This window comes from Streptomyces sp. NPDC038280, from assembly GCF_055600045.1.
Window position 1 is genome coordinate 122,547 of record NZ_JBVJYZ010000018.1, and the last position, 13,098, is coordinate 135,644.

The following is a 13,098-nucleotide window of genomic DNA, read 5'->3' on the forward strand; positions in this document are numbered from 1 at the left end:
CCCGGGCCCGACGGCGCCCACGGCCCCAACGGCCCCGCCCGCGACCGCTCCCGCGCCGCCCGTGCCCGGGACCCCCGCTCCCGCGCCGCCGTCAGCGCCCGGCCCGCGCGAGGAGCCAGAGCCCGCGGCTCCGCGCCTCGCCGAACTCCTCGGCACGATCGGGTCGTTGCTCTCCCTCTTCACCGCCGTGCTGTTCTACTTCGGGTGGGCCAGCACCGACGCGGAGACCCGGGCGCTCGGGCTGCGGGACAGTCTCTTCCGGCTGTCCACCGCCGACTATCTGCTGCGGAGCGTCAACGCGCTCTACCTTCCCGCGCTCGTCGGGGCCGCCGCCGTGTTCGGTGCCCATGCCGTGCATCGCGGGATGCGGGACGAGCCGCGCTGGGCCGGGCCCCTCGTGCGCGGGCTGCGGTGGGCCTGGGTGCCCGCGGTGGCGATGGTCGTCGCGTACCCGCTCGCGCCGCGGGTGTTCGAGCTGGTGCTGCCCCTCGGGGTGATGCTCGGGGCCCTGCTCACCGCGTACGGCCGCACGCGGGGCGCGCGCGACGCCCGGCTCTGGGCCCTGGCGCTGATCGTCGCGGTGATCGCGCTCTTCTGGTCGGTCTACTCGTACGCCGGCGTCGTCGGCCGGGGAAGGGCCGCGGAGACCGCGCGGACGGTCGAGGGCGGACTCCCGGCGGTCGTCGTGTTCAGCAAGGAGGACCTGCTGATCCGCGGGGGCGGCAGCTGTCTCTCGCTGGTCGCGGAGAAGGGCAGCCCCTACCGCTACCGGTACGCCGGGCTGCGGCTGTTCCATGTGTCGGGGGACCGGCTCTATCTCGTACCGCGCCACTGGGCGCCCTGGGACGGCACCCTCTACGTCCTGGAGGACAAGAATCCCGTCCTCCGTGTCGAGTACGTGAGCGGGAGCCGGTACCGCTCAGGCGAGTGTCCGTAGCCGCGTCAGCTCCGCGGTGAGGTTCGCCCGCGCCGCCGCCTCCCACTTCTCCCGGCCGTAGGGGGTCCGGAACAGGCGGGGCAGCTCGAGGAGTTGGCCGAGAACCGCCGAGCGGCCCGCGCGGAAGGCGTCGTCGGGTACGAAGGCGTACTCCTCGCGGACGGCGGCCGTGTACCCCGTATAGGTATCCGCGTCGGAGGCCAGGACGGCGAGGTCCGCGTCGCACAGCACCTCGCCGTTGGTGTCGCCGGGCGCGGGGTCGTGGGTGACGGTGAGGCGGACCAGGCGCGCCACCTCCGCGGTCTGGTCGGGGCGGAGGCCCGCCTCGGGGAGGGCGCGCTCGGCCAGGGCCGCGCTCCGTTCCTCGTTCTCGGAGCGGTCCGGGCGGTAGACCGCGTCGTGGAACCAGGCGCCGAGCCGCACGAGCTCCACGTCCTGTGCGTGTGAGGCCAGTTCGTCGATCCGGTCCAGGACCGCGGCGAGGTGCTCAGTGGTGTGGTAGCGGCGCTGTGGCTCGGCCCAGCGGGTCAGCAGGTTCTCGCCGTACGGGACCGGGTCCGGGCCCTCCTCGCCGGGGCGGGCCGCGAGGAGGGTCGCCGTCCAGCGGCGGAGCAGTTCGTGAGGGTTGGTCATGCCGCGCATTCTGCCGTCCCGCGGCTGCCCCCCTCTCACTCTTACATACCCCCCATGGGTATGTTACGGTGCTCCGCGAAGGTACCCCCTAGGGGTATGTCTCACGGCGTACTCGGGGGCCGTGCGAGAGAAGGGTCAGGGCAATGTCAACCGTCAATCCCCGGCGCTGGTGGGCACTTGTCGTGCTCGCCGCCGCCCAGTTCATGGTCATCATGGACACCTCGATCATCGGGGTCGCGCTCCCCGAGATGCAGAAGGACCTGGGCTTCTCGCAGGGCGAGCTCCAGTGGGTCTTCAACGCCTACGTCATCGTCTTCGGCGGACTCCTCCTCCTCGGTGGCCGGCTCTCCGACCTCCTCGGCGCCCGCAAGATCTTCGCCACCGGCTGGGCCGTCATGATCGTCGGCTCGGTCCTCGCCGCCGCCGCGCAGACCGCCTGGGTGGAGATCGCCGGCCGCGCGGTCCAGGGCGTCGGCGGCGCGCTGATCGCGCCCTCCGCCATGACCCTGCTGATGATGCTCTTCATGCACGACCCGAAGGAGCTCGGCAAGGCGATGGCGCTGTACGGCGCCGCCGCTCCGGCCGGCGGCACGGCGGGCGTCTTCCTCGGCGGTGTCTTCACCGAGTGGATGAGCTGGCCGTGGGTCTTCATCATCTACGTGCCGATCGGCCTCGCCACGCTCGCCGCCACCAGGCTGCTGCCCGCCGTCGAGTCCCGCCGCGGTTCCGTGGACGTCCTCGGCGCGGTCGCCGTCACCGCCGGGCTCGCGCTCGCCGTCTTCGCGGTGGTCCGCGCGCCCGAGGTCGGCTGGGGCGCCACGGCCACCATCCTCGAGCTGGCCGGGGCCGTCGTCCTGCTCATCCTCTTCTTCGTGATCCAGAAGGGTGTCCGCGAGCCCCTCATGCCGCTCAGCGTGTGGCGCGTTCCGCGGCTCGGCTCGGCCAACCTGTCGATGACGCTGCTCGGCGCCGCGTGGATCCCGATGTGGTACTTCCTCAACCTCTACCTCCAGCAGGTCCTCGGCTACGGCGCCTTCGCGTCCGGCGCCGCGCTGCTCCCGATGACCGTCCTGCTGATGATCTTCATGACGGCGATCACCGCGCGCCTCATGGCCAAGTTCGGTGCCAAGCCGCTGATCGCCGGGGGTCTGCTGGTCCTCGCGGCCGGTCTGGTCTGGCTGTCGGCCGTCGAGCCGACCGGCTCGTTCGTGGTCGACGTCCTGCCCGCCTCGCTCGTCGCCGCGCTCGGCATGTCCCTCGCCTACATCCCGGCGATGATCGCCGCGATGTCCGGGGCCCCGCAGGAGCAGGCCGGTCTCGCCTCCGGCATCGTCAACACCACCTACAACGTCGGTTCTGCCCTCGGTCTGGCCGCGCTGACCGCGCTGGCCATGTCGCAGGGCGCCGGTGAGCTGGGCAATCTGCCGGCCCTCACCGACGGCTTCTCCGCCGCGTTCATCGGCGCCGCGATCGTCGCCGCGGCCGGCGGTGTGATCACGCTCCTCCTGATGAAGAGCGACAAGGCCGCCGCGGCCGCTGCCGCCGCTCCTGCTCCGCAGGGCGAGCAGGTCGGCGTGTGACGCACGGCGGGGCGCGTCATGTGCCCGCCAGGGGTCGCCCGATGTCCTCCCAGGACGTCGGGCGGCCCCTTTTTCCGCAGCCCGAAGCAGCGATCCGAAGCAGCGATCCGAAGCCCCGGCCGAAGCCCCGGCCGAAGCCCCGGCCGAAGCACCGGCCCGAAGCCCAGCCCGTAGTCCCAGCCCGTAGTCCCAGCCCGGAAGGAACAGCCGTGGAAGACATCAGGACCCGTGCCGTACACGTCGTCAACGAACCGCCGCCCCCCGGCAGCTGGCCGCTCTCCGTGCCCCTCGTCCAGTCCTCGGCCTTCGCCTTCGCGTCCGCCGACGCGCTCGCCGAGGCCATGGCGGGACCCGATGGCCGGTACGTCTACAGCCGCCGCGGAAACCCGACCGTACGAGCCCTGGAGCACACCCTCGCCGGACTCGAGGGCGGTGCGTCGGCCATTGCCTTCGCCTCCGGGATGGGGGCCATCAGCGGTGTGCTGCTCGCGCTGCTGCGCCCCGGGGACCAGGTGGTGGCGCAGCGGTGCCTCTACGGGGGGACGTACGCGGTCCTCTCCGATCTGGCGGCGCGGTACGGCATCGACGTCACGTACATCGCCGGCGACGACGCGGCCGAGTTCGAGGCGCTCGCCGGGCCGCGCACCCGGCTCCTCGTCCTGGAGACCATCGCCAATCCCACCGGTCAGGTGCCCGACCTTCCGGGGCTGCTGGCCGCCGCCCGGCGCCAGGGTGTCCTGAGCCTGGTCGACAACTCGCTCGCCTCGCCCGTCCTGTGCCGGCCGCTCGAGCTCGGCGCGGACGTCGTCGTCCACTCCACGACCAAGTACCTGGCCGGGCACTCCGACGTGCTGGGCGGCGCCGCCGTCTTCGCGGACGACGGCCTGCGGCACGAGATCTGGCCACGGACGGTCGAACTCGGGGCCAGTGCCGATCCGTTCGCCGCCTGGCTGACGCTGCGCGGCATACCGACCCTGCCGCTGCGTATGCGTGAGCACTGCGCGAACGCCGCCGTGCTCGCCGAGCGGCTCGCGGCCCACCCGGCCGTGAGCGCAGTCCACTGGCCGTGGCACCCCGCGCACCCCTCGTACGCCATGGCGCGCAAGGTGCTCGCCGGAGGCGGCGGGCTGCTCTCGTTCCAGCTGGCGGGGGGCCGGGAGGCGGGGCGGGAGTTCATCGAGGCCGTACGCGTCGCGCGGCTGGCGCTGTCGCTGGGGGGTGTGGAGACGCTGGTGACGCATCCGGCGTCGACGTCCCACCGGGAGCTGGACGCCACGGCGTTGGACGCGGCGGGGATAGGGGCGGGGCTCGTACGGATGTCGGTGGGCATCGAGGCGGTGGAGGACCTCTGGCGGGACGTCGAGGCCGCCCTGCGCCGCTGAGCCGCACCGTCCGCGCCCCGCGTTCGCAGTCTCGCTTCTTTTGGGTTGACAAAATAAATGAGCCATTCGTAGATTGGTGTCTGCCAGGGAATGACACTCCTTTAGGTCAAGGGGGGCGCGTGATGCGCTACTTCGAGGACTTCCAGCCGGGCGATGTCCATGAACTGGGCACCGTCACCGTCACGGCGGAGGAGGTGCTGGACTTCGGAAAGCGCTTCGATCCACAGCCCTTCCACGCGGATCCGGAGCTGGCGGCGCGCTCGTCCTTCGGCGGGCTGATCGCCAGCGGATTCCACACCCAGTCGATGTTCATGCGCCGCTACGTCGACGGACTGCTCGCGTACAGCGCCTGCATGGGCTCGCCCGGCATCGACGAGGTCCGTTATCTGCGTCCCGTACGGCCGGGGGACGTCCTCACCGCGCGGGTGGAGGTCCTTGGCGCGACCCCGTCGCCGTTCAATCCCACCACCGGCACCGTGAAGCCCAGGTGCACGCTGGTCGGCCCCGACGGGACGGCCGTGTTCAGCATGATCCTGCACAGCATCTTCCGGCGGCGTCCCGCCGACTCCGAAGCCGGCCACCCGTCGTCGATGTCCGCGGCGGAGGACCCGGTCGCCTGCTGCCGGACCACGACCTGACGGTGCCGGCCCGGGGACACCCCGTGCCCCCGTGCCCGTCCGTACCTTTCCCACCCGAAGTGAAGGGGGACCTCCTGTGGAGGCCGTATCCCGCACCGCCCAGTGGACCGCCGCAGCGCGGGCCCTGGAGACCGAGCGCGAGGACCGGCTGTTCGCCGATCCCTACGCGCGCACCGTCGCCGACACGATCGGCTTCGAGCTGCTGGAGCGCTACGCCGGGGCCGGCACCGTGCCGTTCCTCGCCATCCGCACCACCTATCTCGACCGGGCCATCGTCCGGGCCGTCGAGGAGCGGGGCATCCGCCAGGTCGTCTTCCTCGCCGCCGGCATGGACACCCGCTTCTACCGGCTCCCGTGGCCCGACGGCGTCACCGTCTACGAACTCGACCGGCCCGCGCTCCTGGAGGCGAAGGCGGGGATGCTCGCCGACGAGCCCGCCCCCGCCGGGCGCGAGCGCGTCACCGTCCCGGTCGACCTGACCCAGGACTGGACCGGGCCGCTCAAGGAAGCCGGCTGGCGCAGCGACGAGCCGGTCCTGTGGGTGGTCGAGGGCCTGCTGTTCTTCCTGCCGGAGACGGCCGTACGCACCCTCATCTCGACCCTCGCCGCCCATGCCGCGCCCGGCTCGGTCCTGCTCGGGGACGTCATCAGCAGGGCCGCCCTGGAGAACCCGCTCTCCCGCCCCTTCCTCAAGTGCCTGGAGGAGGACGGCAATCCGTGGCTGTTCGGCACGGAGACGCCCGAGGAACTGCTCACCGACTCCGGATGGGCCGTGCGCGAGGTGAAGCAGCCCGGCGAGGACGGCGCCGACTTCGGCCGCTGGCCCTACCCGGTCCCGCCGCGCACGCTCCCGCGCGTCCCGAGGTCCTTCCTCTTCACGTGCGACCTGCCGGGGGTGGCGGCATGACCGGCACCCACGACTTCCACCAGCGCGTCATCGGGGACGCCGGCGCCGCCGTGCGCGGGCTGACCGTCGCCCTCGGGGAGCGGCTCGGGCTCTACCGCGCCCTCGCCGCCGGTGGCGCCCTCACCCCCGCACAGCTCGCCGAGCGGACCGGGATCAACGAGCGGTACGCCGAGGAGTGGCTGCACGCCCAGCTCAGTGCCGGGTACGTCGAGCGGCACCCGAGCGCCGACACGTACACCCTGCCCGCCGACCATGTCGCCGTCCTCGCCGACCCGGGGGCCGCCACTTACGCGGCCGGGTTCTTCACCGCCCTCAAGGCGCTGTACGCCACCGAGGACCTGCTCGTCGACGCGTACCGCACCGGCGACGGCGTCGGCTGGGCCGAGCACGACCCGGCCCTGGACACCGGCATGGGCAGCTTCTTCCAGCCCACGTACGAACACAGGCTCGTCGCGGACTGGCTGCCCGCGCTGCACGGGGTCACCGGGAAGCTGGCGGCCGGCGGAACGGTCGCCGACGTCGGCTGCGGCGTGGGCCACACCACGCTGTTGATCGCGAAGGCGTTCCCCGAGGCGACCGTGCACGGCTTCGACTACTCCGAAGAGGCCATCGGCATCGCCCGGCAGCTCGCCGAGGACGCCGGGCTCTCCGACCGTGTCGTCTTCGACGTGGCGTCGGCCGACGACTACCCCGGCACCGGCTACGACCTGGTCACCTTCTTCAACGCCCTGCACGACATGGGTGACCCGGTCGCCGCCGCGCAGCACGTGCACAAGTCCCTGGACGCCGACGGCACCTGGATGCTCGTCGAGTCCAATGTGTCGCCCGCGGACATCGACACCCAGACGCCCGCCGCCCGCATGTTCATGGCGCTCTCCGCCGTGATGTGCCTGCCCGTGGCGGTCGCGCAGCGCGGCCCCCACGCGCTCGGCAACCACTCCGGTGAGAAGGCCTTCCGGGGCATCGCCCAGGAGGCCGGGTTCACCCGCTGGCGGCGCGCGACCGAGACCCCGGTCAACGCCGTCTACGAAGTCCGGCCCTGAGGCCGTGAGCTCACGGGGCCCCCGTCCGGACCCCGGTTCCCGAGGGCCCCGGGGCACCGTCCTGCCCCGGGACCCCCGCACAGAGGCCCGTGCCATCCACCCCGAGGAGTCACCATGGGCGCCACCGCCCCCCTGCCCGTCAGCGACCGGTTCCTGGAAGTCCTGGAGCGCCTCAGCTCCCGGTCCATCGAGGAGTACTACAACCCCTACCAGCAGTTCGACTGGCCCGAGAAGCTCGAAGAGAACCGGCTGTGGATGACCCCCGAGCTGCTCACCGTCTACGGCACGCCGTACTACGACGAGCTCGGCGAGGAGGCCCTCCAGCGGCTCTCCAAGTGGGAGAGCATCAACTTCTACAGCCTGAACGTGCACGGCATCCGCGAACTGCTCATCGAGGTCGTCGGCCGCATCCACATGCCCGGCTTCGAAGTCCCGTCCGACTTCTTCCACCACTTCATCGGCGAAGAGAACGAACACATGTGGTTCTTCGCCGAGTTCTGCCGCCGCTACGGCAACAAGATCTACGGTTCCACGGCGATGCGCGCCGACTCCGCCTGGGAGCCGGAGGTGGAGAACTTCCTGGTCTTCGCCCGGATCCTGTTCTTCGAGGAGCTCGTCGACCACTACAACACGCGGATGGCGCAGGACGGCGCGCTCTGCCACACCATCCGCGAGGTCAACCGCATCCACCACCAGGACGAGTCCCGCCACATCGCCTTCGGCCGTGAACTGGTCTCGCTGCTCTTCCACCGCATGAGGGAGTCCGTCTCCGCCGAGCGGCTCGCCGAGGTCGAGGCCTATCTGAAGCGGTACGTCGTCTACAGCGTCAACTCCCTCTACAACCCGCACGTCTACCGCGACGCGGGCATCGCCGACCCGCTGGCCCTGCGCAACGCGCTGGTCGCCGACGAGCGTCGCCGCCCCTTCGAGCGCAAGGCGATCCGTAAGCCGCTCGGCTTCTTCCTGAAGTCCGGCATCTTCACCGACGACACGCTGCCCGTCGTCTGACCGCGGCCCGTCGTCCGAGAGGTGACTCCACCATGACCGTGACCACCCCTGAGAGCGTCGGGGAGGCGAGGGGCCTGCCGTCCCTCGGTCCCGAGGGAACCGCCCTGCTGCGGCTCCTCGACGACACCTTCGAGAGCTGGGGCGTGAGCGCGGGCGCCCGCCCGATGACCATGCCCCCACTGCTGCCGGCCGCCGACCTGGCCCGGCTCGACTACTACGACAACTTCCCCCACCAGGCCGTCGTCGCCGCCCCCCTCGACCTGGACGCCCGGGAGACGACCCGGTTCTGTACCGACACCGGCTGCTTCCCGTGCGACGCGCTGCAGCCGGCGGCCCTGGGACTCCCCTCCGCGTCGTGCTACGCCGTCTACATCGACCACCAGGGCCGTCAGGTGGCCGACGACACCTTGATCACCGTCTGCGGGTGGTGCTTCCGCAAGGAGACCCACTACGAAGGCATGCGCCGCCAGCTCGGCTTCCGTATGCGCGAGGTCGTTGCCCTCGGCACCCGTGAGCACGCCGAGACGCACTTGTCCTCGTTCACCGCGCGGATCGAGGCCTTCGCCGAGGCCCTCGACCTGCCGCTGCGCAAGGAGGCCGCCTGCGACCCGTTCTTCGACAAGGGAAGCTCCAAGGCGGTACTGCAGCGGCTGACCCCGGTGAAGCACGAGTTCCTGTACGAGGACCTGGCGATCGCCTCGGTCAATACCCACCGCAACTTCTTCGGCGACCGGTGCGCGATCACCCTCGCCAACGGCGGTCCCGCGTTCACCAGCTGTGTCGCCTTCGGCCTGGAGCGCTGGCTGTCCGCGCTGACCAGGCGGCACGGCAGCTGGGAGGCGGCGACCGAGGCCGTCCGCGCGGCGGGCGGGCGTGCGGCCGGGCCGGTGATCTGACGTGCCGGCCCGACCCGTCGCCCCGCCGGCGGGCGGCCTGGGCTGGGCGAACCTCGGCATGGACATCGTGTCCGTCACCCGTGTCCGGGGGCTCCTCGCCGAGTACGGCGAGGACTTCTTCGAGCGGATGCTCACCCCCGGCGAACTCGCCGACTGCCGTACGTCCACCGGCCTCGACGTCCTGAGCCTGTGCGGCCGGATCGCGGCCAAGGAAGCGGCCTTCAAGACCCTCCGGGTCAGAGGCAGGTTCCTGCCCTGGCCGGACATCGTCGTGCGGCGCTCCGAGGGCGGCTGGCCGCTCGTCGAGCTGCACCGGAGCGCGGCCGAGATGGCCGCCGGGTCCGGCATCACCGAGATCACCGTCTCCATCAGCCACGACGTGGACTACGCGGTGGCCGTGGCCGCGCCCATCCTCGACGCCGGCTCCGCCGGGCACCCGTACCCGGACCCGGCCGGCGCGCTCGACCGTACGCCCCCCACCACCCCATCCGTACAAAGCACTTCAAGGAGAGCAACCATGGCCGACGGCCTGCAGCAGGTGAAGAACTGGATCCTGGAGCGCCACCCGGAGCGCGACGACATCGCCCCCGACCTCGACCTCATCGAGAACCGGCTCATCGACTCGCTGTCCTTCGTCGAGTTCGTCTTCCTGCTGGAGCAGCAGAGCGGGAAGTCCATCCAGATGGAGACCCTCGAGGTCGACGAGATCCGGACCCTCGCCGCGATCGAGACGCACTTCTTCCGCGCGGAGGTGGGTCAGGCATGAGCCGGCGCCTGTTCACCTCGGAGTCGGTGACCGAGGGCCATCCCGACAAGATCGCGGACCGGATCAGCGACACGATCCTGGACGCGCTCCTCGCCCAGGACCCGGCCTCCCGCGTGGCCGTCGAGACGCTGCTCACCACCGGTCTCGTGCACATCGCGGGCGAGGTCACCACGTCCGCGTACGCCCCCATACCGCAGCTGGTGCGCGAGGCGATCCTCGACATCGGCTACGACTCCTCCGCGAAGGGCTTCGACGGCGCGTCCTGTGGCGTGTCGGTGTCCATCGGCTCCCAGTCGCCGGACATCGCCCAGGGCGTCGACACGGCGTACGAGCGGAGGGTCGAAGGGGAGGGCGCCGACGACCTCGACGCGCAGGGCGCCGGCGACCAGGGCCTGATGTTCGGGTACGCCTGCGACGACACCGCCGAGCTGATGCCGCTGCCGATCGCGCTCGCCCACCGGCTCGCGCGCCGGCTGACCGAGGTCCGCAAGAACGGGACCGTCCCCTACCTGCGGCCCGACGGCAAGACCCAGGTCACCATCGAGTACGACGGAGACCGCCCGATCCGTCTGGACACCGTCGTCGTCTCCTCCCAGCACGCCGCCGACATCAGCGTCGAGGGGCTGCTGACCCCGGACATCCGGGAGTTCGTCGTCGAGGCCGAGCTGAAGGCGCTCGCCGAAGAGGGCGTCAACCTGGAGAGCGACGGGTACCGGCTGCTGGTCAACCCGACCGGGCGCTTCGAAGTCGGCGGCCCGATGGGGGACGCCGGTCTCACCGGCCGGAAGATCATCATCGATACGTACGGGGGCATGGCGCGCCACGGCGGCGGCGCGTTCTCCGGCAAGGACCCGTCGAAGGTCGACCGCAGCGCGGCGTACGCCATGCGCTGGGTCGCCAAGAACGTCGTCGCCGCCGGACTCGCGCGCCGCTGCGAGGTGCAGGTCGCGTACGCCATCGGCAAGGCGGAGCCCGTCGGCCTCTTCGTGGAGACCTTCGGCACCGGCACACTGCCGGACGAGCGGATCCAGGACGCCGTCTCGGCCGTCTTCGACCTCCGCCCGGCCGCGATCATCCGCGAGCTGGACCTGCTGCGCCCGATCTATGCCAGGACCTCCGCGTACGGACACTTCGGCCGCGAGCTGGACGAGTTCACCTGGGAGCGCACGGACCGGGTGGAGGCGCTCAAGAAGGCGACCGGTCAGGTCGAGGGAGGCTGACGTGCGCATCGCTGTCACGGGATCCATCGCGACCGACCATCTGATGACCTTCCCCGGCCGGTTCACCGAACAGCTGCTCGCGGACCGGCTGGACCGGGTCTCCCTGTCGTTCCTCGCCGACAGCCTGGAGGTGCGGCGCGGCGGAGTGGCAGCGAACATCGCCTTCGGCCTGGGAGTACTGGGTCTGCGCCCGGTCCTCGTGGGCGCGGTCGGCGGTGACTTCGAGCCGTACCGGGTCCGGCTCAAGGAGCACGGTGTGGACACCGACTCCGTGCGGGTCAGCGAGACCCTCCACACCGCCCGGTTCGTCTGCACCACCGACCGGGACCAGAACCAGATCGCGACGTTCTACACCGGTGCCATGGCGGAGGCACGGGAGATCGACCTCGGGGAGGTCGTCGGCCGCACCGGCCGGATCGACCTGGCGCTGATCTCACCGGACGACCCCGAGGCGATGCTCCGGCACACCCGCGCCTGCCGTGACCTGGGCATCCCCTTCGCCGCCGACCCCTCGCAGCAGCTGGCACGGCTGGACCGGGCGCAGGTGCGGGAGCTGGTGGACGGCGCGCGCTGGCTTTTCACCAACGAGTACGAGGCCGCTCTGCTCGGCGAGAAGTCCGGGCTGAGCGAGGCGGAGATCCTCGGCCGGGTCGGCACCTGGGTCACCACCCACGGCGAAGCCGGCGTCCGTATCCGGGGCGAGGGCAGGGAGACCCTGGTCGTGCCGGCCGTGCGGGTCCCCGAGGTCGTCGACCCGACCGGCGTCGGCGACGCCTTCCGCGCCGGGTTCCTCGCCGGGACGCTCTGGGGCGTGCCCGAGCGGTGCGCGGCCCAGCTGGGCTGCGCGGTCGCCTCGACCGTCCTCGCCTCCGTCGGGACGCAGGAGTACCGGCTGCGGCGGGACGCGCTGCTCGACGGGATCCGTACGACGTACGGGCCCGGCTGCACGGCGGAGCTCCTCACGCGTCTGCGGGGGCTGTCATGAGGAAGCCGCTGAGGGACGAGTTCGCCACCAGGGTGGTCGTGGCCGACGGGGCGATGGGCACCATGCTCCAGGCCGCCGACCCCACGCTCGACGACTTCACGGGTCTGGAGGGCTGCAACGAGATCCTGAACGTGACCCGGCCGGACATCGTCAGAGCCGTCCACGACGAGTACTTCACCGTCGGCGTGGACTGCGTCGAGACCAACACCTTCGGCGCCAACCTGGCCGCCCTCGCCGAGTACGGCATCGAGCGTCAGGTGTACGAACTGTCGGAGGCCGGCGCCCGGATCGCCAGGGAGAGCGCCGACGCGTTCACCGCGCGCGACGGCAGGGACCGCTGGGTCCTCGGCTCCATGGGCCCCGGCACCAAGCTGCCCACCCTCGGGCACGTGACGTACGAGCCGCTGCGCGACGCGTACCAGCGGAACGCCGAGGGCCTGATCAGGGGCGGCGCCGACGCGTTGCTCGTCGAGACCTCACAGGACCTGCTCCAGACGAAGGCGGCCGTCGTCGGTGCCCGCCGCGCCCTGGAGTGGTGCGGCATGGACGAGCTGCCGCTGATCGTGCAGGTCACCGTCGAGACGACCGGCACGATGCTGCTCGGCTCGGAGATCGGCGCCGCGCTCACCGCGCTGGAACCGCTCGGCATCGACATGATCGGGCTGAACTGTGCCACCGGACCGGCCGAGATGACCGAGCACCTGCGCCATCTCGCCCGGCACGCGCGCGTGCCCCTGTCCTGCATGCCGAACGCCGGCCTGCCGGTGCTCGGCAAGGACGGCGCCCACTATCCGCTGACGCCGGCCGAACTGGCCGACGCGCACGAGGGGTTCGTTCGGGACTACGGGCTCTCCCTGGTCGGCGGCTGTTGCGGTACGACTCCGGACCATCTGCGGGAGATCGTGGAACGGGTCGGGGGCGCGGGTGTGGCGGCGCGGGCCCCGGAGGCGGAGGCCGGCGCCTCCTCTCTGTACGCGCACGTGCCCTTCCGTCAGGACACCGCCTACCTGGCGATCGGGGAGCGGACGAACGCCAACGGGTCGAAGAAGTTCCGGGAGGCGATGCTGGAGGGGCGCTGGGACGACTGTGTGGAGATGGCGCGC

Annotated in this window: 13 protein-coding genes; 12 read left to right on the forward strand and 1 reads right to left on the reverse strand. The window is 71.6% G+C overall.

From position 1 onward, the window contains the following. The first annotated feature begins 61 nt into the window (after positions 1 to 61). Positions 62 to 937 (forward strand): hypothetical protein, encoded by an 876-nt coding sequence (locus tag ACZ7J0_RS28605; RefSeq protein WP_470892098.1) that lies wholly within the window; start codon positions 62 to 64, stop codon positions 935 to 937. Here the strand turns inward: ACZ7J0_RS28605 and ACZ7J0_RS28610 are convergent. After that, positions 920 to 1,579 carry an HD domain-containing protein gene (locus ACZ7J0_RS28610; protein ID WP_470892100.1) on the reverse strand — a complete coding sequence of 220 codons (660 nt, stop codon included), beginning with the start codon at positions 1,577 to 1,579 and terminating at the stop codon, positions 920 to 922. The two genes, ACZ7J0_RS28605 and ACZ7J0_RS28610, sit on opposite strands and share 18 nt — an antisense overlap. 134 nt (positions 1,580 to 1,713) lie before the next feature. Between ACZ7J0_RS28610 and ACZ7J0_RS28615 the strand changes: the two genes are divergently transcribed. From ACZ7J0_RS28615 to ACZ7J0_RS28665, 11 genes are all read left to right on the forward strand, one after another. Then, entirely contained in the window at positions 1,714 to 3,150 is a 1,437-nt protein-coding gene (locus ACZ7J0_RS28615; RefSeq protein WP_470892102.1) for an MFS transporter, read from the forward strand. Between the two features lie 209 nt (positions 3,151 to 3,359). After that, complete coding sequence (locus ACZ7J0_RS28620) at positions 3,360 to 4,532, forward strand: trans-sulfuration enzyme family protein (RefSeq protein WP_470892103.1); 1,173 nt, start codon at positions 3,360 to 3,362, stop codon at positions 4,530 to 4,532. Positions 4,533 to 4,654: 122 nt separating this feature from the next. Continuing rightward, positions 4,655 to 5,170, forward strand: coding sequence for a MaoC family dehydratase (locus ACZ7J0_RS28625; protein ID WP_470892105.1), 516 nt, complete (start codon positions 4,655 to 4,657; stop codon positions 5,168 to 5,170). 76 nt (positions 5,171 to 5,246) lie between these two features. Beyond that, complete coding sequence (locus tag ACZ7J0_RS28630; protein ID WP_470892107.1) at positions 5,247 to 6,077, forward strand: class I SAM-dependent methyltransferase; 831 nt, start codon at positions 5,247 to 5,249, stop codon at positions 6,075 to 6,077. After that, entirely contained in the window at positions 6,074 to 7,120 is a 1,047-nt protein-coding gene (locus ACZ7J0_RS28635) for a class I SAM-dependent methyltransferase (protein WP_470892109.1), read from the forward strand. The genes ACZ7J0_RS28630 and ACZ7J0_RS28635 overlap by 4 nt, the downstream gene beginning before the upstream one ends. Positions 7,121 to 7,234: 114 nt before the next feature. Beyond that, positions 7,235 to 8,128: a diiron oxygenase gene (locus tag ACZ7J0_RS28640; RefSeq protein ID WP_470892111.1), complete on the forward strand. Its 894-nt coding sequence runs from the start codon at positions 7,235 to 7,237 to the stop codon at positions 8,126 to 8,128. A gap of 32 nt (positions 8,129 to 8,160) precedes the next feature. Next, the gene (locus ACZ7J0_RS28645) at positions 8,161 to 9,024 is read left to right on the forward strand and encodes a class-II aminoacyl-tRNA synthetase family protein (protein ID WP_470892113.1); all 864 of its coding nucleotides are present in this window, start codon (positions 8,161 to 8,163) and stop codon (positions 9,022 to 9,024) included. Between the two features lies 1 nt (position 9,025). Next, entirely contained in the window at positions 9,026 to 9,790 is a 765-nt protein-coding gene (gene acpS, locus ACZ7J0_RS28650; protein WP_470892115.1) for a holo-ACP synthase, read from the forward strand. After that, positions 9,787 to 11,010 carry a methionine adenosyltransferase gene (gene metK, locus ACZ7J0_RS28655; RefSeq protein ID WP_470892117.1) on the forward strand — a complete coding sequence of 408 codons (1,224 nt, stop codon included), beginning with the start codon at positions 9,787 to 9,789 and terminating at the stop codon, positions 11,008 to 11,010. The genes acpS and metK overlap by 4 nt, the downstream gene beginning before the upstream one ends. A 1-nt stretch (position 11,011) precedes the next feature. Continuing rightward, positions 11,012 to 11,995 carry a carbohydrate kinase family protein gene (locus ACZ7J0_RS28660; protein WP_470892119.1) on the forward strand — a complete coding sequence of 328 codons (984 nt, stop codon included), beginning with the start codon at positions 11,012 to 11,014 and terminating at the stop codon, positions 11,993 to 11,995. After that, a partial coding sequence (locus ACZ7J0_RS28665; RefSeq protein ID WP_470892121.1) for a homocysteine S-methyltransferase family protein occupies positions 11,992 to 13,098 on the forward strand: 1,107 nt, incomplete at its 3' end. The genes ACZ7J0_RS28660 and ACZ7J0_RS28665, both read left to right, overlap by 4 nt.

Bases quoted from the DNA above. Each gene is read 5' to 3' on its own strand.
- ACZ7J0_RS28610 (WP_470892100.1), bottom strand. From the start codon at position 1,579: ATGCGCGGCATGACCAACCCTCACGAACTGCTCCGCCGCTGGACGGCG.
- ACZ7J0_RS28615 (WP_470892102.1), top strand. From the start codon at position 1,714: ATGTCAACCGTCAATCCCCGGCGCTGGTGGGCACTTGTCGTGCTCGCC.
- ACZ7J0_RS28625 (WP_470892105.1), top strand. From the start codon at position 4,655: ATGCGCTACTTCGAGGACTTCCAGCCGGGCGATGTCCATGAACTGGGC.
- ACZ7J0_RS28635 (WP_470892109.1), top strand. From the start codon at position 6,074: ATGACCGGCACCCACGACTTCCACCAGCGCGTCATCGGGGACGCCGGC.
- ACZ7J0_RS28640 (WP_470892111.1), top strand. From the start codon at position 7,235: ATGGGCGCCACCGCCCCCCTGCCCGTCAGCGACCGGTTCCTGGAAGTC.
- ACZ7J0_RS28645 (WP_470892113.1), top strand. From the start codon at position 8,161: ATGACCGTGACCACCCCTGAGAGCGTCGGGGAGGCGAGGGGCCTGCCG.
- metK (WP_470892117.1), top strand. From the start codon at position 9,787: ATGAGCCGGCGCCTGTTCACCTCGGAGTCGGTGACCGAGGGCCATCCC.